This window comes from Streptomyces lavendofoliae (assembly GCF_014649735.1).
GTDB lineage: Bacteria > Actinomycetota > Actinomycetes > Streptomycetales > Streptomycetaceae > Streptomyces > Streptomyces lavendofoliae.
The window spans coordinates 219,699-240,958 of the sequence record NZ_BMTP01000002.1 but is presented as its reverse complement, the minus strand read 5'-3'; the positions used below and the strand labels follow the sequence as shown (position 1 = coordinate 240,958).

General features: G+C 72.7%; 17 protein-coding genes. 6 read left to right on the top strand and 11 right to left on the bottom strand.

Annotation, left to right across the window (positions count from 1 at the left end; genetic code table 11):
• Nucleotides 1–94 precede the first annotated feature (94 nt).
• From IE109_RS03960 to IE109_RS03930, 7 genes are all read right to left on the bottom strand, one after another.
• Nucleotides 95–1,300, bottom strand: coding sequence for an acyl-CoA dehydrogenase family protein (locus IE109_RS03960; protein ID WP_189549074.1), 1,206 nt, complete (start codon nt 1,298–1,300; stop codon nt 95–97).
• Nucleotides 1,301–1,302: 2 nt separating this feature from the next.
• Nucleotides 1,303–1,815 (bottom strand): MaoC family dehydratase, encoded by a 513-nt coding sequence (locus tag IE109_RS03955; protein WP_189549072.1) that lies wholly within the window; start codon nt 1,813–1,815, stop codon nt 1,303–1,305.
• Nucleotides 1,816–1,820: 5 nt separating this feature from the next.
• Entirely contained in the window at nt 1,821–2,783 is a 963-nt protein-coding gene (locus tag IE109_RS03950; protein ID WP_064072294.1) for an HpcH/HpaI aldolase/citrate lyase family protein, read from the bottom strand.
• Nucleotides 2,780–4,801 (bottom strand): ethylmalonyl-CoA mutase, encoded by a 2,022-nt coding sequence (locus IE109_RS03945; RefSeq protein WP_189549070.1) that lies wholly within the window; start codon nt 4,799–4,801, stop codon nt 2,780–2,782. The genes IE109_RS03950 and IE109_RS03945 overlap by 4 nt, the downstream gene beginning before the upstream one ends.
• Nucleotides 4,801–6,138 carry a crotonyl-CoA carboxylase/reductase gene (gene ccrA, locus IE109_RS03940; RefSeq protein ID WP_189549068.1) on the bottom strand — a complete coding sequence of 446 codons (1,338 nt, stop codon included), beginning with the start codon at nt 6,136–6,138 and terminating at the stop codon, nt 4,801–4,803. Before ccrA ends, IE109_RS03945 begins: the two co-directional genes overlap by 1 nt.
• Nucleotides 6,139–6,595: 457 nt before the next feature.
• On the bottom strand, nt 6,596–7,426 hold the full coding sequence (locus tag IE109_RS03935) for a TetR family transcriptional regulator (RefSeq protein ID WP_229890525.1): 831 nt from the start codon (nt 7,424–7,426) through the stop codon (nt 6,596–6,598).
• A 103-nt stretch (nt 7,427–7,529) separates the two neighbouring features.
• Entirely contained in the window at nt 7,530–9,311 is a 1,782-nt protein-coding gene (locus IE109_RS03930) for a 3-hydroxyacyl-CoA dehydrogenase family protein (protein WP_189549066.1), read from the bottom strand.
• 674 nt (nt 9,312–9,985) lie between these two features.
• Here IE109_RS03930 and IE109_RS03925 point away from each other — a divergent pair.
• Nucleotides 9,986–10,603, top strand: a complete 618-nt coding sequence (locus tag IE109_RS03925; protein WP_229890600.1) for an adenylosuccinate lyase — start codon at nt 9,986–9,988, stop codon at nt 10,601–10,603.
• A gap of 17 nt (nt 10,604–10,620) precedes the next feature.
• Here IE109_RS03925 and IE109_RS03920 read toward each other — a convergent pair whose 3' ends face one another.
• From IE109_RS03920 to IE109_RS03905, 4 genes are all read right to left on the bottom strand, one after another.
• Nucleotides 10,621–11,148 carry a GNAT family N-acetyltransferase gene (locus tag IE109_RS03920; protein ID WP_189549064.1) on the bottom strand — a complete coding sequence of 176 codons (528 nt, stop codon included), beginning with the start codon at nt 11,146–11,148 and terminating at the stop codon, nt 10,621–10,623.
• The gene (locus IE109_RS03915; protein WP_189549062.1) at nt 11,145–11,558 is read right to left on the bottom strand and encodes a RidA family protein; all 414 of its coding nucleotides are present in this window, start codon (nt 11,556–11,558) and stop codon (nt 11,145–11,147) included. The genes IE109_RS03920 and IE109_RS03915 overlap by 4 nt, the downstream gene beginning before the upstream one ends.
• A 38-nt stretch (nt 11,559–11,596) precedes the next feature.
• The gene (locus IE109_RS03910) at nt 11,597–13,177 is read right to left on the bottom strand and encodes an alpha/beta hydrolase (protein WP_189549060.1); all 1,581 of its coding nucleotides are present in this window, start codon (nt 13,175–13,177) and stop codon (nt 11,597–11,599) included.
• Between the two features lie 107 nt (nt 13,178–13,284).
• Complete coding sequence (locus IE109_RS03905; RefSeq protein ID WP_189549058.1) at nt 13,285–14,322, bottom strand: Rv2578c family radical SAM protein; 1,038 nt, start codon at nt 14,320–14,322, stop codon at nt 13,285–13,287.
• Between the two features lie 144 nt (nt 14,323–14,466).
• On the opposite strand from IE109_RS03905, the gene IE109_RS03900 reads away from it, so the two are divergent.
• The 5 genes from IE109_RS03900 to IE109_RS03880 all read left to right on the top strand — a co-directional run bounded on the left by IE109_RS03900 (nt 14,467) and on the right by IE109_RS03880 (nt 21,260).
• The gene (locus IE109_RS03900) at nt 14,467–14,910 is read left to right on the top strand and encodes an SRPBCC family protein (protein ID WP_189549057.1); all 444 of its coding nucleotides are present in this window, start codon (nt 14,467–14,469) and stop codon (nt 14,908–14,910) included.
• Nucleotides 14,911–15,192: 282 nt separating this feature from the next.
• The gene (locus tag IE109_RS03895; protein WP_229890524.1) at nt 15,193–17,976 is read left to right on the top strand and encodes an MFS transporter; all 2,784 of its coding nucleotides are present in this window, start codon (nt 15,193–15,195) and stop codon (nt 17,974–17,976) included.
• Nucleotides 17,977–18,294: 318 nt separating this feature from the next.
• On the top strand, nt 18,295–18,831 hold the full coding sequence (locus IE109_RS03890) for a hypothetical protein (RefSeq protein WP_189549053.1): 537 nt from the start codon (nt 18,295–18,297) through the stop codon (nt 18,829–18,831).
• A 262-nt stretch (nt 18,832–19,093) separates the two neighbouring features.
• Nucleotides 19,094–19,927 (top strand): M55 family metallopeptidase, encoded by an 834-nt coding sequence (locus IE109_RS03885; RefSeq protein WP_189549051.1) that lies wholly within the window; start codon nt 19,094–19,096, stop codon nt 19,925–19,927.
• Nucleotides 19,920–21,260: a M20/M25/M40 family metallo-hydrolase gene (locus IE109_RS03880; RefSeq protein ID WP_189549049.1), complete on the top strand. Its 1,341-nt coding sequence runs from the start codon at nt 19,920–19,922 to the stop codon at nt 21,258–21,260. Before IE109_RS03885 ends, IE109_RS03880 begins: the two co-directional genes overlap by 8 nt.

The following is a 21,260-nucleotide window of genomic DNA, read 5'->3' as shown; positions in this document are numbered from 1 at the left end:
GCCGCAACTGGGCAAGCCAGAAGCCGAGTCGGCGGCCGGAAGACGATGACAGGGTGTGATCTTCTTCGCGGCCGAACCGGCTCAAAAGCGACAATCACCCCTGGAATCGGTACTCCTCGAGCAACCGACGCCCAATGATCATTTTCTGGATCTCGGCGGTACCTTCGCCGATGAGCAGCATCGGCGCCTCCCGGTAGAGACGCTCGATCTCGTACTCCTTCGAGAACCCGTAGCCGCCATGGATACGGAAGGCGTCCTCGACGACCTCCTTGCAGTATTCGGATGCGAGGTACTTCGCCATCCCTGCTTCGAGGTCGTTACGCTCCCCGGAGTCCTTTTTGCGAGCTGCGTTGACCATCATGGCATGAGCGGCCTCGACCTTGGTAGCCATTTCGGCCAGCTTGAACTGGATCGCCTGGTGCTGGGCGATCGGTTTGCCGAAAGTCTGGCGTTGCTGGGCATACGAGACACCCAGCTCGAACGCACGTTGCGCCACGCCACAGCCACGCGCCGCTACATTCACCCGGCCGACCTCGACACCGTCCATCATTTGGTAAAACCCTCGGCCGGTGGTGCCGCCGAGGACACGATTGGCCGGAATGCGCAGTCCGTCCATGATGAGCTCGGTGGTGTCGACCCCCTTGTAGCCCATCTTGTCGATCTTCCCGGGGATGGTGAGGCCCGGCCGGACCTCTCCGAAGCCGGGCTCCTTCTCGACGAGGAAGGTCGTCATCGACTTGTGGGGGGCGGTGCCCTCCGGGTGTCCTTCGTCACTCCGGACGAGTACGGCGACCAGCGTCGACGTGCCGCCGTTCGTCAGCCACATCTTCTGGCCGTTCAGGATGTACTCGTCGCCGTCCCGGACCGCCTTCGAGGTGATGGCCGACACGTCCGAGCCGAGCGCCGGCTCGGACATCGAGAACGCGCCGCGCACCTCGCCGGCCGCCATCCGGGGCAGGAAGGTGTCCTTCTGCTCCTGCGTGCCGTGCTGCTTGAGCATGTACGCGACGATGAAGTGGGTGTTGATGATGCCGGACACCGACATCCAGCCGCGCGCGATCTCCTCGACGCACAGCGCGTACGTGAGCAGGGACTCGCCCAGACCCCCGTACTCCTCCGGGATCATCAGGCCGAAGACACCCAGCTCCTTGAGCCCGTCGACGATGTCCTGCGGGTACTCGTCGCGGTGCTCCAACCGGGTGGCGACCGGGATGATCTCCTTGTCGACGAAGTCCCGGACCGTGGAGAGGATCTCCCGCTGGACGTCCGTCAGGCCGTGGGTCTGCGCGAGTCGGGCCATGGCTACTTCTCCTGCTGCTTCGGTTCGGGGCGGCCGGGCTGCTCGCCGCCGCGCTCCTTGATGTACGTCTCGGTGGGGACCATCACCTTGCGGCGGAACACGCAGACCAGCGTGCCGTCCTGCTTGTAGCCCCTGGTCTCGACGTACACGATCCCGCGGTCGCTCTTCGACCTCGACGGGGTCTTGTCCAGGACGGTGGTCTCGCCGTAGATCGTGTCGCCGTGGAAGGTCGGCGCCACGTGGCGCAGCGACTCGATCTCCAGGTTGGCGATCGCCTTGCCGGAGACGTCCGGCACGGACATGCCGAGCAGCAGGGAGTAGATGTAGTTGCCCACGACGACGTTCCTGCCGAAGTCCGTCGTCTTCTCCGCATAGTTGGTGTCCATGTGGAGGGGGTGGTGGTTCATGGTGAGCAGACAGAAGAGGTGGTCGTCGTACTCGGTGACCGTCTTCCCGGGCCAGTGCTTGTAGACCGCGCCGACCTCGAACTCCTCGTAGGTGCGTCCGAACTGCATGGTGCTCAGGCCTCCGGGGCTTCGAACTTCGAGGTGCGGGTCATGCCGGCGGCGCGGCCCTTGCCGGAGATGACGAGCGCCATCTTGCGGCTGGCCTCGTCGATCATCTCGTCGCCGAGCATCGCGGAGCCCTTCTTGCCACCCGCCTCGGACGTGTAGTAGTCGTACGCGTCCAGGATCAGCTCGGCGTGGTCGAAGTCCTCCTGGGAGGGCGAGAACACCTCGTTGGCGGCGTCGACCTGGCCCGGGTGCAGCACCCACTTGCCGTCGAAACCGAGCGCCGCTGCCCGGCCGGCCACCGCGCGGAAGCCGTCCACGTTCTTGATCTGGAGGTACGGGCCGTCGATCGCCTGGAGGTCGTTCGCGCGGGCGGCCATCAGGATCTTCATCAGGATGTAGTGGTACGCGTCGGCCGGGTAGCCGGGCGGCTGCTCGCCGACGACCAGCGACTTCATGTTGATCGACGCCATGAAGTCGGCCGGGCCGAAGATGATCGTCTCGATGCGCGGCGAGGCCTGCGCGATCGCGTTGACGTTGTTGAGACCCTGGGCGTTCTCGATCTGGGCCTCGATGCCGATGCGGCCGACCTCGAAGCCCATCGTCTTCTCGATCTGGGTCAGCAGCAGGTCCAGCGCCACCACCTGCTCGGCGTTCTGGACCTTGGGCAGCATGATGCAGTCCAGGTTCGGCCCCGCGCCCTCGACCACCGTGACGACGTCGCGGTACGTCCACTCGGTCGTCCAGTCGTTGACCCGCACGACCCTGGTCTTGCCCGTCCAGTCACCCTCGTTGAGGAACTTCACGATCGTGTGGCGCGCCTCGGGCTTGGCCAGCGGCGCGCACGCGTCCTCCAGGTCCAGGAAGACCTGGTCGGCGGGGAGGCCCTGGGCCTTCTCCAGGAAGCGCGGGTTGGAACCGGGGACCGCCAGGCAGGAGCGGCGAGGGCGGAGACGGTTGACGGGCGTCATGCGGGGACCTCCGAGCTTTCGAGGGGGTTGAGCTTGTTCGCTGTACGGATCTCGTCGACGATACGGCCGATGATCTCCGTGATACCGAAGTCCTTCGGTGTGAAGACGGCGGCCACTCCCGCGCGCTTCAGTTCGGCGGCGTCGGCGCTCGGGATGATGCCGCCGACGATGACCGGAATGTCCGCGGCGCCCGCCTCGCGCAGCCGGGTCAGCACGTCCGGGACCAGCTCGGCGTGCGAGCCGGACAGGATCGACAGCCCCACGCAGTGCACGTCCTCCGCGAGGGCGGCGTTCACGATCTGCTCGGGGGTCAGCCGGATGCCCTGGTAGACCACCTCGAAGCCGGCGTCACGCGCGCGTACCGCGATCTGCTCGGCACCGTTGGAGTGACCGTCCAGGCCCGGCTTGCCCACCAGCAGCCGCAGCCGCCCGGCGCCCAGCTCGTCGGCCGTCCGCGCCACCTTCGCGCGCACGGCGGCGAGCGGGGTGCCCTCCTCGGCGGTGATCGCGACCGGCGCGGACGACACGCCCGTCGGAGCCCGGAACTCGCCGAAGACGTCCCGCAGCGCCCAGGCCCACTCGCCGGTGGTGACGCCCGCGCGGGCGCACTCCAGGGTCGCCTCGAACATGTTCGCGTCCCCGGCCGCGCTGGCCTTCAGCCGGGCCAGGGCCTCCTGGGCGCGGGTCTCGTCGCGGTTGTCCCGCCACTCGTGGAGCCCCGCCACCACCCGCGCCTCGTTGGCCGGGTCCACCGTCATGATGGCGGTGTCCAGGTCCGCGGTGAGCGGGTTGGGCTCGGTCGTCTCGAAGATGTTGACGCCGACGATCTTCTCCTCGCCGGCCTCGATCCGGGCCCGCCGCTCGGCGTGCGAGGACACCAGCTGCGACTTCAGGTAGCCCGACTCGACGGCGGCCATCGCGCCGCCCATCTCCTGGATGCGGTCGATCTCCGCCAGGCACTCCTCGACCAGGGCGTCCACCTTGGCCTCGACGACGTGCGAGCCGGCGAAGATGTCCTCGTACTCCAGCAGATCGCTCTCGTGCGCCAGCACCTGCTGGATGCGCAGGCTCCATTGCTGGTCCCAGGGGCGCGGCAGCCCCAGGGCCTCGTTCCAGGCCGGGAGCTGCACGGCACGCGCGCGTGCGTCCTTCGACAGCGTCACGGCGAGCATCTCCAGGACGATGCGCTGGACGTTGTTCTCCGGCTGCGCCTCGGTCAGGCCGAGCGAGTTGACCTGCACGCCGTAGCGGAAGCGGCGGTGCTTGGGGTCCTCGATCCCGTACCGCTCCCGCGTGATCTTGTCCCAGATGCGGCCGAAGGCGCGCATCTTGCACATCTCCTCGATGAACCGGACGCCCGCGTTCACGAAGAAGGAGATCCGGGCGACCACCTCGCCCTTGCGCTCCTCGGGCACCTGCCCGGAGGCGAACACCGCGTCGAGGACCGCGATGGCCGTCGACATGGCGTACGAGATCTCCTGGACCGGCGTGGCGCCCGCCTCCTGCAGGTGGTAGCTGCAGATGTTGATCGGATTCCACTTGGGGATGTGGTTCACCGTGTAGGTGATCATGTCGGTGGTCAGCCGCAGCGACGGACCGGGCGGGAAGACGTGCGTCCCGCGCGACAGGTACTCCTTGACGATGTCGTTCTGCGTCGTCCCCTGGAGCCTGGTGATGTCCGCGCCCTGCTCCTCCGCGACCACCTGGTACAGCGCCAGCAGCCACATGGCGGTGGCGTTGATGGTCATGGAGGTGTTCATCTGCTCCAGGGGGATGTCCTGGAACAGCCGGCGCATGTCACCGAGGTGCGAGACCGGGACCCCGACCCGGCCCACCTCGCCGCGGGCGAGGATGTGGTCCGGGTCGTAGCCCGTCTGCGTCGGCAGGTCGAAGGCGACCGACAGACCGGTCTGGCCCTTGGCGAGGTTGCGCCGGTACAGCTCGTTGGACGCCTCGGCGGTCGAGTGGCCGGCGTACGTCCGCATGAGCCAGGGGCGGTCCTTGCGCCGTGCCGTCATCAGATGTTCCGGAAGCGGTTGATGGCGTCGATGTGCTTGTCCCGCATCTCCTGGTTCCTCACGCCCATCCCCTCCTCGGGAGCGAGGCACAGGACGCCGACCTTGCCCTGGTGGAGGTTGCGGTGGACGTCGTACGCGGCCTGGCCGGTGTCCTCCAGGGAGTACACCTTCGACAGCGTCGGGTGGATCTTGCCCTTGGCGATCAGGCGGTTGGCCTCCCACGCCTCGCGGTAGTTGGCGAAGTGCGAGCCGATGATCCGCTTGAGCGACATCCACAGGTAGCGGTTGTCGTACTCGTGCATGTAGCCCGAGGTCGAGGCGCAGGTGGTGATGGTGCCGCCCTTGCGGGTGACGTAGACGGACGCGCCGAAGGTCTCGCGGCCGGGGTGCTCGAAGACGATGTCGATGTCCTCGCCACCGGTGAGTTCGCGGATGCGCTTGCCGAAGCGCTTCCACTCCTTGGGGTCCTGGGTGTGCTCGTCCTTCCAGAACTTGTAGCCCTCGGCGTTGCGGTCGATGATCGCGTCGGCGCCCATCGAGCGGCAGATGTCCGCCTTCTGCTCGCTGGAGACGACGCAGATCGGGTTGGCGCCGCCGGCGAGGGCGAACTGCGTGGCGTAGGAGCCGAGGCCGCCGCTCGCGCCCCAGATCAGCACGTTGTCGCCCTGCTTCATGCCGGCGCCGTTGCGCGAGACAAGCTGGCGGTAGGCGGTGGAGTTCACCAGGCCGGGGGAGGCGGCCTCCTCCCAGCTGAGGTGGTCCGGCTTCGGCATCAGCTGGTTCGACTTGACCAGGGCGATCTCCGCCAGGCCGCCGAAGTTGGTCTCGAAGCCCCAGATGCGCTGCTCGGGGTCGAGCATCGTGTCGTTGTGGCCGTCCGAGGACTCCAGTTCGACCGACAGGCAGTGGGCGACGACCTCGTCGCCCGGCTTCCAGGAGTTCACGCCCGGACCGGTGCGCAGCACGACGCCCGCGAGGTCCGACCCGATGATGTGGTACGGGAGGTCGTGGCGCTTGCTCAGCTCGGACAGGCGCCCGTAGCGCTCCAGGAAGCTGAAGGTGGACACCGGCTCGAAGATCGAGGTCCACACGGAGTTGTAGTTGACCGAGGACGCCATGACGGCCACCAGTGCCTCGCCCGGCCCCAGCTCGGGCAGCGCCACGTCGTCGACGTGCAGCGACTTGCGCGGGTCCTTCTCGCGCGTGGTGAGACCGGCGAACATCTCGGTCTCGTCCTTGTGCACGGTCACCGCGCGGTAGGACTCGGGGAGGGGGAGAGCGGCGAAGTCCGCGGACGTGGTGTCCGTCGACTGAATCGCGTCCAGGATTTCCTTCACGGTGTTGCCTCCGGCGAAGAACGTCTTGAGGGAAGACGTCGAGGGGAACGTCGAACGTCGGGAAGTGCTGCTGTGGAGGTGTGCCGTCGGTTCGGCCGGGTGGTGCTGGCAGCGCTGGGTGGTGCGCAGAGGTTGCCTGTGACGCAGGCGCCCGGGCGCGCGAGGCACGTGGCCTTGCGGGGACAGCCGGCGTACGAGATGTCTCTGCACGCCGGCCGCCCGGACGACATCAACGTATGACACCGCGTGCCAGCCCGCAAGACACTGAGTGCCAAGAATTTCTCTCAGATGCAATACATCGTTCACAGATGAGCGATGATCGATCGTGAAGGGCGTCCATGCACGTCAAAACGCCCGCCGGGCACCGACGAATCGTCGGGCCGGGCGGGCGCGGGTCCATCGTGTGGGGCTGCCGGGGGCTCCGGGCGGAGCTTCCGGGCGGGGCCCTGGGCTGGGCTCAGCGGGTCTTGAGGGTCCGCTCGATGGTGCGCATGATCTCGTCCAGCGGCGTGTCCGTGCGGGCCACGGTCACCAGGACGTCGCCGGTGGCGCTCGCCGCCGCGGCGGGGGCCTTGGAGGTAGCCGTCGCGCCGGCCGCGCGCCCCGCGCCTATACCGGTGCCGAACGTGTCCCGGACGATGGCGAAGGCGTGGTCCAGCTGGGCCTCCACGTCACCCTGGCCGCCCGCCCGCAGCCAGCGGCGCAGCACATGGTTGTGCGCGGTGACGACGGCCGACGCGGCCACCTCCGCCAGCAGCGGATCGTCGTTGCCGTCGTGGTGGTCCCGCTCGTCGAAGTGGCCGAGGAGATACCGGGTGAACAGCCGCTCGTAGCGGGCCACCGAGGCGATCTCGCGCTCCCGGAGGGTGGGCACCTCGCGGGTGAGGCGGTAGCGCTCGACCGACACCGCCGGGGACGCCGCGTACATCTTCATGACTTCCTTGATGCCCCGGCAGACCGTGTCGAGCGGGTGCTCGTGCGCCGGGGCGGCGTTCAGGACCGCCTCCGCCCGCACGAGCGTGTCGTCGTGGTCCGGGAAGATCGCTTCTTCCTTGGAGCGGAAATGGCGGAAGAAGGTGCGCCGGGCGACCCCCGCCGCGGCGGCGATCTCGTCGACCGTCGTCGCCTCGTACCCCTTGGTCGCGAACAGCTCCATGGCCGCCGCCGCCAGCTCACGGCGCATCTTGAGCCGCTGGGCGGCGGCACGGCTGCCCGCGGCGCTCTCGGGGGCATCGGGAGTGGCGGTGGCGCGCGGGGGCCGGCGGGCGGAGTCAGCGGGCTGGGACATGACCTGAACGTACTGCATCGGTGCGGCGGGCCGCGCCCGCGGGGCGGGGTCGCCCGCCGGGCCGCCGGCCCGGTCGAGCAACCCGCCCCACTCCCCGTACGGCTCAGCGCCGGGCATATTCGCGGAAGCCACGTCCCGTCTTCCGGCCCAGGCAGCCCGCCGCCACCAGGTGCTCCAGAAGCGGCGCCGGGGCCAGGCCCGGGTCACGGAACTCCCGGTGCAGGACCCGCTCGATCGCCAGCGACACGTCCAGCCCGACGACGTCCAGGAGCTCGAAGGGCCCCATCGGGTAGCCGCCGCCCAGCTTCATCGCGGCGTCGATGTCGTCGAGCGACGCGTAGTGCTGCTCGACCATCTTGATCGCGTTGTTCAGGTAGGGGAACAGCAGCGCGTTCACGATGAAGCCGGCCCGGTCGCCGCAGTCCACCGGGTGCTTGCGGATCTTCGCCGTGACCTCACGGACGGTGGCGTGGACGTCGTCGCCGGTGAGCACCGTACGGACGATCTCCACCAGCTTCATGGCGGGGGCCGGGTTGAAGAAGTGCATCCCGATCACGTCCTGCGGGCGCGAGGTGGCGCGGGCGCAGGCGACGACGGGCAGGGACGAGGTCGTGGTGGCGAGCACCGCGCCCGGCTTGCAGACCTTGTCGAGGGTCGCGAACAGCTGCTGCTTGATCTCCAGGTCCTCGGCGACCGCCTCGACCGCCAGGTCCACCTCGGCGAACGCGTCGAGCGAACCGGCCGGCGTCACGCGGGCCAGCGTCTCCTCCCGCGCCTCGGCGGTCATCCGCCCCTTCTCCACGGAGCGGGCGAGGGACTTGCCGATCCGCGCCTTCGCGGTCTCCGCCTTCTCGGCGGAGCGGGCCGCGAGCACCACGTCGTACCCGGCCTTGGCGAAGACCTCCGCGATGCCGCTCGCCATGGTGCCCGAGCCGGCCACGCCCACCGAGCGGACCTCACGGGTCGCGCCCGTGGTGGCGGTCTCCAGCGGGGTCAGCGCGTCGCGCACCACCACTCCGCTGCCGGGTGCCTCGTACGTGTAGAACCCGCGCCCGGACTTGCGGCCGGTCAGGCCCGCCTCGCTGAGCTGCTTGAGGATCGGCGCCGGGGCGTGCAGCCGGTCGCGGGACTCGGCGTACATCGCGTCCAGGACGGTACGGGCGGTGTCGATGCCGATCAGGTCCAGCAGGGCCAGCGGGCCCATCGGCAGGCCGCAGCCCAGCCTCATCGCCGCGTCGATGTCCTCGCGGGAGGCGTACTTGGCCTCGTACATCGCGGCGGCCTGGTTCAGGTAGCCGAACAGCAGGCCGTCGGCGACGAACCCGGGCCGGTCGCCCACCGAGACGGGCTCCTTGCCGAGCGCCTGCGCGAGGTCGGTGACGGCGGCGACGGCCTGGGGGGCGGTCAGCACCGAGGAGACCACCTCGACGAGCCTCATGGCCGGGGCGGGGTTGAAGAAGTGCATCCCGAGCACCCGCTCCGGGCGCGCGGAGTCGGCGGCCAGCCGGGTCACCGACAGGGCGTTGGTGCCGGTGGCGATGATCGTGTCGGGACGCACGATGGAGTCCAGCGCCCGGAAGACCTGCTGCTTCACCTCGTACGACTCGGGCACGACCTCGATCACGAGATCGGCGTCGGCGGCGGCCTGGAGGTCGGAGAAGGCGCGGAACCGGGCCAGGGTGTCCCGTCGCTCCTCCTCGGTGATCCGCTCACGCGCCACGGAACGGGCGGTGGCGTCCTCCAGGGCGGTAACCGCGCGGGCGGCGGCGGCCTCGCTGATGTCGATGCCGATGACCTCGCGCCCGGCCCGGGCCAGGACCTCGGCGATACCTGTGCCCATCGTGCCGAGGCCGACGACGGCAATGGTGGAGAGAGGGGTGTCCATCACGGGACTCCAGGGATGAGTGACGACTGATGAGGGGCGCGCGCGGAGGTACGACCGGAGAGGCGGTGTACGCCGGATGCGTGCGGGTCGGGCGCAGCGGGGCTGCGCGGCCGTGCTGTCGCGGTGAGGAGAACCGGCCGACTCTGTCCCGGAGTCACGCCGTACAAGGTGCCGAACCGACAAGGCACTCGCGGCGGCTGCGTCACCAGGCCGCCGTGAGGGGTGCGGGTGTGGCCCGCTCACATGAGATTAACCGGCGGGTAACGAGCGCGCCAGTCCTGGGAAGTGGGTCGAATGTGTGATGTGGATCGCGGTCGGACCGGATACTGACACCCATGGACGCCATGGAGGGCACGGACGCGAAGGACGCCACGGAGCCCGGGGACGCCGCGCACCGGGGCGGGGCGGTGGACGTACCGCGCCCCGCGGCACGGCCGCCCGGCCCGGAGGAGCGGGACGCGGCGGGGCTCGCGCCCGGCCCGGGCGCCGGGGGCGCGGGAGAGGCCGGCGGGGTGTCGGGGCGGCGACGAGGGGGCGGAGGCACGCGGGGCGGCGGACGGGGCACGGTGGCCGGGGGCGGCGAGCGGGACGGGGGCGGCGGGGGCGTCACGGGTGCGTCGAGCCGCGCCGGGCGCGGAGGCGGCACGGTGGCCGGGGGCGGCGAGCGGGACGGGGTGGCCGGGGGTGGCGGGGCCCGGGAGGAGGACGACGAGGAGCTGAGGTCGCTCGCGCACCGGCTGGGCGAGGAGGCCGGCGGGTCGCCCGCGTACCAACGGCTGCTGGCGGTCCGGGATTCGGACGAGCTGGCGGCCGTGCTCACCGGGCCGGGCAGGCCGCTGTGGGCGCGGGAGCTCGCGGCGTTCCGGCTCGGCCTCGCCGGTGACCGGCGCGCCTTCGAGGCGCTGGTCCTGCTCCTCAACCACCGGGACCCGGAGCGCTGCGTGTCCGCCGCGTACGCCCTGGCCCGGCTGGGCGATCCCCGCACGCCGAGGGCGGCGGCCGCACTGGCCACCAACGAGCTGCGCGTGGCCTACGCCCTGCTGCCGGTCCGGCTGCTCACCCAGCTGCGCGCCCCGGAGTCCGTACCGGCGCTCGTCACCGTGCTGGAGCGCCGCCTGGCGCCGGGCGACCCCTACTGGCGGGTCGGCGTGGCCTGCGCCGAGGGGCTCGGCGCCCTGGGCGACCCCCGCGCCCGCCCGGTCCTCGAAGCCGCCTGCGCCCATCCCCGCCTGTCCGCGGCGGCCGTGGCCGCCCTGCGGCGCCTGCCGCCGCGCACCGCGCCGCCGGCCTGACCGGCCCGCCGCGCCCCTCAGCCGGACAGCCCGCGGACGTAGCGGAGCTCCGACAGCGTGACGCCCGCCACGTGCCAGGGCTCCTCCACACCGTCCGGCGCGAAACCGGCCTTCTCGTAGAAGCGCCGTGCCCGGGCGTTGTCCTTCAGGACCCACAGCCGCAGCGCCGGGTAGCCCTCTGCCGCCGCGCGGACCGCCGCCTCGTCCATGAGGGCGCGCCCGACACCGGTCGAGAGCTGGTCCGGCCGTGCGTACAGCGCGAACAGCTCAGCTTCCTCCGTGGTCGCGGACCCGTTCCGGTACGGCCCGTAGCACGCCCAGCCGACGACCGAACCGGCGCGCTCCGCGACCAGGTGGACGGCGCGGGAGCGGTCCTGGGCGAAGTGCTTCCGGCGGGCCCGGGCGTCCGCCTCGACGCTCATCGCCCGCAGGTACCACGCCGGCACCAGACCGTCGTAGGCGAACCGCCAGCCGCGTACCCGGACCTCGGCGACGGCCTCGCAGTCGTCCTCGGCCATGTCCCGCACGCGTACGGCGTCCGTCATGGCCGGGGCCCCTCCGGGAGGACCGCGAACGCCTCGATCTCCACCAGCAGTTCGGGCCGGAACAACGCCGAGACCTGGACCGCCGAGCCGGCCGGCGGACGCGCCGTGTCGATCACCTCGTCGCGGGCGGCCCGCACGGCCGGGAGGTGGGCGACGTCCGTGACGAAGTAGGTCAGCTTGATCACGTCGCCGAAGCCGGCGCCCGCCGCGGCCAGGCACCGCCGCAGGTTCTCGAAGACCCGGCGGGCCTGGGCGCCCGCGTCCCCCTCGCCCACCACCCGGCCGTCCGCGTCGAGGGCGCACTGGCCGGATATCGCGATGAACCGGCCGCTTCCCCAGACGACATGGCTGTAACCGGAACCGGGCGCCACCCCGTCGGGGGCGTGCACGTGGGTGAGGTGGTTGCTCATGAGCCCCATCCTCGCGCACGCCACCGACAACCGGCCGGTCAGCCTCCGTGGCCCAGCAGTCCGTGCAGGGCCGCGCCGCCGATCCGGCCCGCGGGCCCGGCGGCACCCGCCCGGCCGGCCGGCCGCGGGTCGGGCGTCGCCGCGCAGACCGCGTCCGCCTCCGACCCGGCCGCGCCCCGGGGAACCCGCCCCGTCTCCAGGTACCGCACCAGGTGCCGGTCCAGGCAGGCGTTGCCGCCCAGAGTGATCGCGTGGTTGCCGCCGCCCCGCTCGACGACCAGGCTGGAGCCCCGCAGCTTCCGGTGGACGGCGACACCGCCGGCGTACGGGGTGGCCGCGTCCTCCGTCGCCTGGAACAGCAGCACCGGGGGCACGGCGTCGTTCGCCAGGTCCGGCGCCGACAGGGACGCGACCGGCCAGAACGCGCACGGCGCGTTGTACCAGGCGTTGTTCCAGGTGGAGAACGGTGCCTTGGCGTGCACCGACCAGTTGTCCCGGTGCCACACGCCCCAGTCCCTGGGCCAGCGCGCGTCGCGGCACTGCACGGCCGCGTAGACCGAGTAGCTGTTGTCGTCCGCCGCGTCCGACGACGCCAGCGTCCGGTGCGCCGCGATCAGGGGCTCCGGGTCCCGGTCGTTGACGTACGCCGCGAAGGCCTCGCCGAGGGTGGGCCAGAAGCCGTTGAAGTACCCGCCCGGCAGGAAGGTGTCCTCCAGTTCGGCCGGGCCCACTTTCCGGCCCGCCGGCTTCTTCCGCAGCGCCTCCCGCATCGCGTACCAGCGCGCCTCGACCTTCGCCGGGTCGCTGCCCAGCCGGTAGGTCGTGTGGTGCTTGGCCACCCACGCCAGGAACGCCTTGTGGCGGGCGTCGAAGGCGACGTCCTGGGCGAGGTTGAGGCCGTACCAGACACCGTGCGGGTCGACCACGGAGTCCAGCACCACGCGCCGCAGCCGCTGCGGGAACAGCTTGGCGTAGACGGTGCCGAGGTAGGTGCCGTACGAGTACCCGAAGTAGTTGACGCGCTGCGCGCCGAGCGCCTGCCGGATCACGTCGAGGTCGCGGGCCGCGTTCACCGTGCTGATGTGCCTCAGCAGGCCGCCGTACTTGTCGCCGCACGCCTTGGCGAACGACGCGGCCCGGGCCAGGTTGACCTGCTCGTCCCGCTGGTCGCGCGGCACGGAGTCCGGCCGCACCGGGGTGAAGTGCCCCGGCTTGCAGTCGAGCGCCGGCCTGCTCGCGCCCACGCCCCGCGGGTCGAAGCCGATGACGTCGTACTGCGCCGCCACCCGCGCCGGGAGCGAGGCCGCCACGAAGCCGGCCATGGTGCGCCCGCTCGCGCCCGGTCCGCCCGGGTTCACGAGCAGGGGGCCCTGGTAGGTCCGGGCGGTGTGCGGGACCCGGGAGAGGGCGAGGGTGATCCGCTCGCCGCCCGGGTCGTCGTGGTCCAGGGGTACCCGTACCGTCGCGCACTGGAGCCGGGGGTACTGCTTGGTGGCGCACGCCGTCCACGCGAGGGGGCCGGCCTTCTCCCCGGCGGGTTCCGCCGCCGACGGCACGGCGGTGACGGCCCCCGCCATCAGCGCCCCGGCGGCGATCAGCACTCCTGCGCGTCTTTGCATACGGGCCTCCCGAGCGTGCGGAACGATGGCTGCGGGGAACACGCCCCTCGGCGGATCGTCCCCCCATTCCGGCGCGGACGGGCACGCATGGCGCCGACTTGACCCGATCAGAGGAGGGTGAGCTGCGTGGGCCCCGGCTCCGACGGCTGGGGGTGCGGCTGCGCGGACGGCGGCGTGACGCGGCGGGACGCCCCGCGTCGCGCGGGACCTATCCCGAACTCGTCGGCCAGTTCGTGCACCTGACGGGTGATCCGGCGCTGGTACCACTTCGGGGCGTAGGCGCCCTCCGCGTACAGCCGCTCGTAGCGCCGGACCAGGTGCGGGTGGTGCCGGTCCAGCCACTGCGTGAACCATTCCCGGGCGCCCGGCCGCAGGTGCAGGACGAGCGGGGTCACCGAGGTCGCCCCGGACGCCGCTATCGCGCGCACGGTGGCGCGCAGCTGGTCGGGGTGGTCGCCGAGGAAGGGGATCACGGGCGCCATCAGCACCCCGCAGCCGATGCCGTGGTCGGTCAGGGTCCGTACGACGTCGAGGCGCCGCTCCGGGGCGGGCGTGCCGGGCTCGACGGTCCGCCACAGCTCGCGGTCGGTGAAGCCGACGGAGACGGAGATGCCGACGTCGGTGACGCGTGCCGCCTGGAGCAGCAGGTCGAGGTCGCGGAGGATCAGCGTCCCCTTGGTCAGGATCGAGAAGGGGTTCGCGTGGTCGCGCAGCGCGGCGATGATGCCGGGCATCAGCTCGTACCGGCCCTCCGCCCGCTGGTAGCAGTCCACGTTGGTGCCCATCGCGATGTGCGCGCCCTGCCAGTGGGGGGAGGAGAGCTGCTTGCGCAGGAGCTCCGGCGCGTTGGTCTTCACCACGATCTGGGAGTCGAATCCGAGCCCGGTGTCGAGGTCCAGGTAGCTGTGCGTCTTGCGGGCGAAGCAGTAGACGCACGCGTGCGTGCAGCCCCGGTAGGGGTTCACCGTCCACTCGAACGGCATGCGCGAGGCGCCGGGGACCCGGTTGACGATCGACCGGGCCCGCACCTCGTGGAACGTGATCCCCCGGAACTCCGGGGTGTCGAACGTACGCGTGACCACGGCGTCCGTTCCGAACAGCGCGGAGTCCCCGGTGGGGGGCTCACTCAGGTTGTCCCAGCGCATGGACGCCTCCTCCGTCGGTACTGCCCACACAATAGAACACTTGTTCCCATGATCGCCTCTCTCGTCCCTCCCCCGGATTTGGGCGCCCACCGCCCAGGTGGTTGGCTGGTGCTCCCCTTAGGAACGAGTGCTGGAGGACATGGCATGGCGCAGGTCGAGGCCACGACGGAGCGGGTCATCGCGGCGGACGCGGAGACGGTGTTCGACGCGCTGGCCGACTACAAGGAGACCCGCGAGAAGCTCCTGCCCGAGCACTTCAGCGAGTACGAGGTGCGCGAGGGCGGCGACGGCGAGGGCACCCTCGTCCACTGGAAGCTCCAGGCCACCAGCAAGCGCGTCCGCGACTGCCTGCTGGAGGTCACCGAGCCGAGCGACGGCCGGCTCGTCGAGAAGGACCGCAACTCCTCCATGGTCACCACCTGGACGGTCACCCCGGCCGGCGAGGGCAGGGCGAAGGCCGTCGTCACCACCGTGTGGAACGGGGCGGGCGGCGTCGGCGGCTTCTTCGAGCGGACGTTCGCCCCCAAGGGGCTCGGTCGCATCTACGACCAGCTGCTCGCCAACCTCGCCGCCGAGGTCGAGAAGTAGGAACCCGCTCGCGGGCCGCGCCGACCGGGGTCGGGACGCGGACCCCCGGTCGCCGAGCCGTGCCACGGTCACCGGTTCGGGTGGTCTTCCGGTCGTGGCCCGGGGTCCCCGCGTACCGCGGGCGCGCGGGGACACCCGGGAAAAACGGCTGGTGAGCGCGGGGGCAGGCCGCGCTCCTGACGCTCGCCCACCCTCATGACCCCGTCCTGCCCCGCTGATCCCCCTCTGCGCGCGATGCGAAGAATGGCGCGCCGCGTAGGCGCGACCGAGGGGAGCAGGTTCGTGGGTGGGAGCACGCCGGCGTACGACGGAACACAGCCCGCCCGCGGGTGGGCCGAGGCGGCCGCCCAGGGGCGGGGCGCTCACGCCGCCCAGGAGGCCGCTTTCCGGGCCTCCGGCCCCGGGGCCGGGGCGGGGCGCGCCGAGGGGGCGGACCCCCGGGCGCCCGGGGAGGCAGGCCCGCGGCAGTCCGAGCAGGACGGCGCGCCCCGGACGGCGGCCCGACCGGGGGGACGGCCGGCGGGACGGTCGTCCCCCCGCTCGGTCGCCCGGTCGGCCGGCGAGGAGCCCGGTCCCGCCGCCGGGCCATGGGAGACGGCGGCCCCACCCGGTGCCCCGGCCGGGTCCGGCCGTACGCCCGGCGCCACGGCGACCGCCGGACCGCCGGACCGCGAACCGCCCCTCCCCGCCACCGTCCCGCCCGGCCCCGCGCGGGTACGCCTCGTCCTTGCCGGGCTCGTCTCGGCCCTGCTGGCCGCGGTACTCCAGCAACTGGTCACCGCCACCGCCCTTCCGGCGATCGCCGCCGGGCTCCACGCGCCCGGCCCGCTGCCCGGCCGGACGGTCTGGCCGGCCACCGCCTACCTCCTCGCCGCCGCAGTGACCCTCCCCGTCCACGGCAGGCTCGGCGACCTACGCGGGCGCAAGGGGGCCTTCCTGGCCGCCCTCGCCGTCTTCCTCATCGGCTCGGCCCTGGCGGGCTGGTCGCGCTCCATGGACCAGCTCGTCGCCTTCCGCGCCGTCCAGGGCGCCGGCGCCGGCGGCCTCCTGGCCGGTGCGCAGGCGATCGCCGCCGACCTCGTCCCCGTCCGCCGGCGCGGACGGTTCCTGGGCGTCACCGGCGCCGCCCTCGGTCTCGCCTCGCTGGCCGGCCCGATGCTCGGCGGGCTCGTCACCGCGTACGTCTCCTGGCGGTGGTGCTTCTGGGGTGCCGTCCCCCTCGGGCTGGTCGCGCTGCTCCTCGTCGGGACGGCGCTGCCCCGGCGGGCGCCCGCCTGGGCAGCCGGGTCCGGCGCCTCCGTGGCGCCCGCCGGGTCGGGCGCCCGGCGCCGCCCGGACGTCCTGGGCGCGGTCCTGCTCGCGGCCGCCTCCACCTTCCTGGTCCTGCTGGCCGACTGGGGCGGCACACAGCACGCCTGGAACTCCCGCACGGTCCTGGGGCTGGCCTGCGGCGCGGCGGGCACCGTCCTGCTGCTCGTCGTCGTGGAGAACCACGTGGCCGAGCCGATCGTCCCGCCAGGGCTGCTCAAGGACCCCACCTTCGTGGTCGGCGGGATCGTCGGCACCATCGCCGGTGTCGCGCTCCTCGCCGCCGCGGACTGCCTGCCCGCCTTCTTCCGGCTGGCCGGGGGCGCGGACGCCGCCGAGGCCGGGCTGCTGATGCTGCCCCTGGTGGCCGGTGTCGTCGTGGCGTCCCTGCTGTCCGGCCATCTCATCGGCCGTACCGGCCGCTACACGGTCCATCCGGTGCTCGGCGGCGCCGTGTCGGTCGTCGGGATGTGGCTGCTGTCCCGGCTGGAGCCCGGTACGCCGCGCCTGACCCACAGCGTCTGGCAGGCCGTGCTCGGCGTGGGCATCGGCCTCGTCCTGCCCGCCGTCGTCCTCGCCGTCCAGAACGCCGCGCCGCCCGCCCGCCTCTCCACCGCCACCGGCGCCCACACCCTCGTCCGGCTGCTCGGCGGCTGCCTCGGGGCGGCCGTCCTGGGGGCCCTCCTCACCCGCCGCCTCGACCACGAACTGGGCGGCCGGCTCCCGGCGGCAGAGGCCCCCGGCGATCTGCCCGGGCCCTGGGCGGTCACCCCCCGGCTCCTTGAGGCCGTGCCGCCCGCCCTGCGCGACGCGTACACCGAGGCGTACGCCGAGACGATGCCGCGAACCTTCCTCCACCTGGTGCCGGTCCTGGGCCTCGGCCTGCTCCTCGCGTTCCTCCTCAAGCAGAAGCCACAGGCGGCCCGGGACGCCCCCGCCGCCACGACCGCCGTGCCCGCGCCCCGCGCCGCGTCGGGCACGCCGCCCACGGATCCCCACGCGGGCGTGCCGGTCAGCGGCACCGTACGGCAGCACGGCGGTACCGGCGTGCCGGGCGCCGCCCTCACCCTCGTCGACCCGCACGGGCGGCAGGCGGGACGCGGGGCGAGCGGCGACGACGGCCGGTACGCGCTCAGCGCGCCCGGCGCGGGTTCGTACGTGCTGATCGCCGCGGCCGGCGGCCACCGGCCCCAGGCCGTCCCCGTCGTCGTCGACGACCGGCCGGTCGAGGTCGACGTGGTCCTCGGCGGTGCCGGCCGGCTCGCCGGGACCGTGCGCACCGCCGACGGCACGGCCGTGCACGACGCGACGGTGACCCTCACCGACGTGCGGGGAGAGGTCGTGGCGAGCACCCGGACGGGCCGGGACGGCGGCTACGTCCTGCCCGCGCTGGTGGCGGGGGACTACACCCTCGCCGCGAGCGCCCCCCTGTTCCGGCCCGCCGCCCTGTCCGTGCCGGTCCAGGCGTCCCGGGAGACCCGGCAGGACATCGAGCTGGCCGGCGGCGCCGTGCTGCGCGGGACGGTACGGGCGCCGGACGGCAGGCCCGTGGCGGACGCGCGCGTGACGCTGCTCGACACCGCCGGGGACGTTCTCGACACGCTCACCACGGGCCCGGACGGCACGTTCCGCTTCGTGGACCTCCCGTCCGGCGAGTACACCGTGATCGCGGCCGGCTATCCGCCGGTGGCCACCGTGCTGCGGGTGGCGGGAGGCGGCCGTACCGAGCGCGACCTGCGGCTGGGGCACGACGACTGACGAGGCGAGGGCGGCCCCGGCGTCGGGCACCGGGAGCCGGGGCAGCGGCGGGGCCGGGCGGGCGGCGGGGCCGGGGCGGTCCGCGCGCGGCCGCCCCGCCGCCAGGACCCCCGGAGGGTCACCGTGCCGCGGAGACGGCCGGCGCGGACGACGCCGGGCTGAGCGGCCGGGTCCCCGCCCCCCGCCTCCGTGTGTCGCCCCCGGCGGGCCGGTGCTGGCGGCCCCGCCGTCGCGCGTGAGCTGCGTCATTTCCGTCCCCGCCGTCGGGGGGTACGTTTTGCGTCCGCCCAGCGCCCCGTGAATCCGGATGGACCAGCCATGCCCGCAGATTTCTCGCTCTCCCCGCTGATAGCGGCGACCGCGCAGTGGCTCACCCGTGCCTACCCGCCCGGGGGCGGCGCGCTCGACACCGCTCTGGCCGAGGCGCAGGCACGCCAGGCCGTCACGGTCGCGGCGTGGCTGCGCTACCCGACGGCCATGGACGCCGCGCTGGTCGCCGTGGCCGGGCCGGGCGGGTCCGGGCGGCTCGACGGTGTCACGGGCACGGCCGGCGACGGGGGCGGCGACGAGGACGCGGACGCCTGGCGCAGCTGGGTCGACGAGGTCGTCGCGAGCTGGGCGGCGGCGCTGCTCGGGGCGCCGGAGCTGGCTGCGGCGGCCACCCGGGCGCTCGGCGGCTCCGCGTACACGGCGGGCGCGCCGGTCGAGTTCCGGCGGCTCGTGGCGCCCGACGAGCACGACCGGCGGGCCGCCGCGCTGCTGCGCCACCCCGATCTGCTCGCCCCCGTGGCGGATCTGCACCGGGACCAGCTCCTCGACCGGCTGGCGGCCGGCCCCGTGACGCTCACGGGCTGACCCCTCCTCCCGGCGGCCCCTGCCGAGTCGGGCGCCGCGCTCGCGAGCCGCCCTTCCCGCTGCGGGGGGCGCGTGACGGCGCGGAGGTCGCACAGGGGAGCGCGGCAGGGGTACGCGGGGAGTGCGTAAGGCGCACGGACGGCGCGCGTACGACGTGGCGCCGGTGGGCCGGTGCCCGGGGGCGGCACAGCGCCGGCGGGGCAGGCCGACAGTTATCCACAGACCTGGGCAGGCGGGGCGGGACCGCGTACGGTTTCGAGGCATGAAGATCCTCGTCAGCGCCGACATGGAAGGCGCCACCGGTGTGACCTGGCCGGCCGACGTGCTGCCCGGCACCCCCCAGTGGGAGCGGTGCCGGTCCATGTTCACCTCCGACGTGGACGCGGCCGTGCGCGGCTTCTTCGAGGGCGGAGCCGACGAGGTCCTCATCAACGAAGCGCACTGGACCATGCGCAACCTCCTGCTCGAACGGCTCGACGAGCGCGTCGAGATGATCACCGGCCGCCACAAGACGCTCTCCATGGTGGAAGGCGTCCAGCACGGCGACGTCGACGGCATCGCGTTCGTCGGCTACCACACCGGCGCGGGCAGTGAAGGGGTCCTCGCCCACACCTACCTCGCCAACTCCATCACCGGCGTCTGGCTCAACGGCGTCCGGGCGAGCGAGGGCATGCTCAACGCCCACGTCGTCGCCGAGTACGGCGTCCCCGTCATCCTCGTCACCGGCGACGACCTGACCTGCGAGGACGCCCTCGCCTACGCGCCGGAGGCCCGCAAGGTGGCCGTCAAGGACCACGTCTCGCGCTACGCGGCGGTGTGCCGTACGCCCACCCGGACGGCCGCCGACATCCGCGCCGCAGCCAGGGACGCGACCGCTCTCGCCGTACGGTACGAACCGGTGCGCGGCGGACCGTTCACCGTGGAGCTGGAGTTCGACGCGGAGCACCTCGCGGCAGCCGCCACCGTCGTTCCGGGCGTGGCGACCAGCGGCGAACGGCGCGTCGCGTACACCAGCGAGACGATGTACGAGGCCATTCGCGCCTTCAAGGCGGTCACCACGATCGTCTCGGCCGCAGTGGAGGAGCAGTATGGCTGACGTCACGGCACCGTTCGACACGGACTCGCAGGCGCTCGACGAGGTGGTCACCTTCACCTCCGAGCTCATCCGCATCGACACCACCAACCACGGCAGCGGCGACTGCAAGGAGCGGCCCGCCGCCGAGTACGTGGCCGAGCGGCTCGCCGAGGCCGGGCTGGAACCGGTGATGCTGGAGCGCACCCCGGGCCGTACCAACGTGGTCGCGCGCATCGAGGGCACCGACCCGTCAGCCGAAGCGCTGCTCGTCCACGGCCACCTCGACGTGGTGCCGGCCGATCCCGGCGACTGGGCCGTGCACCCCTTCTCCGGGGAGGTGCGCGACGGACTGGTGTGGGGCCGGGGCGCCGTCGACATGAAGAACACGGACGCGATGATCCTCGCGGTCGTCCGCGAATGGGCCCGCCACGGCATCCGGCCCCGACGCGACATCGTCATCGCCTACACCGCCGACGAGGAGGCCAGCGCCGCCGACGGCGCCGGCTACCTGGTGCGCCACCACCGGGACCTCTTCGAGGGCTGCACCGAAGGCATCGGGGAGTCCGGTGCCTACACCTTCCACGCCGGACCGGACCTGGAGATCTACCCGATCGGCGCGGGGGAGCGCGGCACCGCCTGGCTCAAGCTGACCGCCGAGGGCAGGGCGGGCCACGGCTCGAAGGTCAACCGGGAGAACGCGGTCAGCCGGATCGCCGCCGCCGTCTCCCGCATCGGCGAACACCCGTGGCCGGTGCGGCTCACCCCGACCGTGCGCGCCGCCCTCACGGAACTGGCCGCGCTCCACGGCCTCCAGCCCGATCTCGACGCCGACGACTTCGACGCCGACGCCCTGCTGGCGAAGCTCGGCCGCGCCGCGGCCCTGGTCGAACCGACGATCCGCAACAGCAGCAACCCGACCATGCTGCACGCCGGGTACAAGGTGAACGTGATCCCGGGCACCGCGACCGCGCACATCGACGGGCGCGTCCTGCCCGGCGCCGACCTGGAGTTCGCCGAGACCATGGACATGCTCACCGGGCCGGACGTCCAGTGGGAGTTCCAGCACCAGGAGATCGCGCTCCAGGCGCCCGTCGACTCGCCGACGTACGCCAAACTGCGCGCCGCCCTGGAGCACTTCGAGCCCGACGCCCACGTCGTGCCGTTCTGCATGTCCGGCGGGACCGACGCCAAGCACTTCGCCCGCCTCGGCATCACCGGCTACGGCTTCGCGCCGCTCAGGCTGCCCATCGGCTTCGACTACCAGGCGCTGTTCCACGGCGTCGACGAGCGCGTCCCCGTCGAGGCGCTGCACTTCGGCATCCGCGTGCTCGACCACTATCTGCAGACCGCGTAG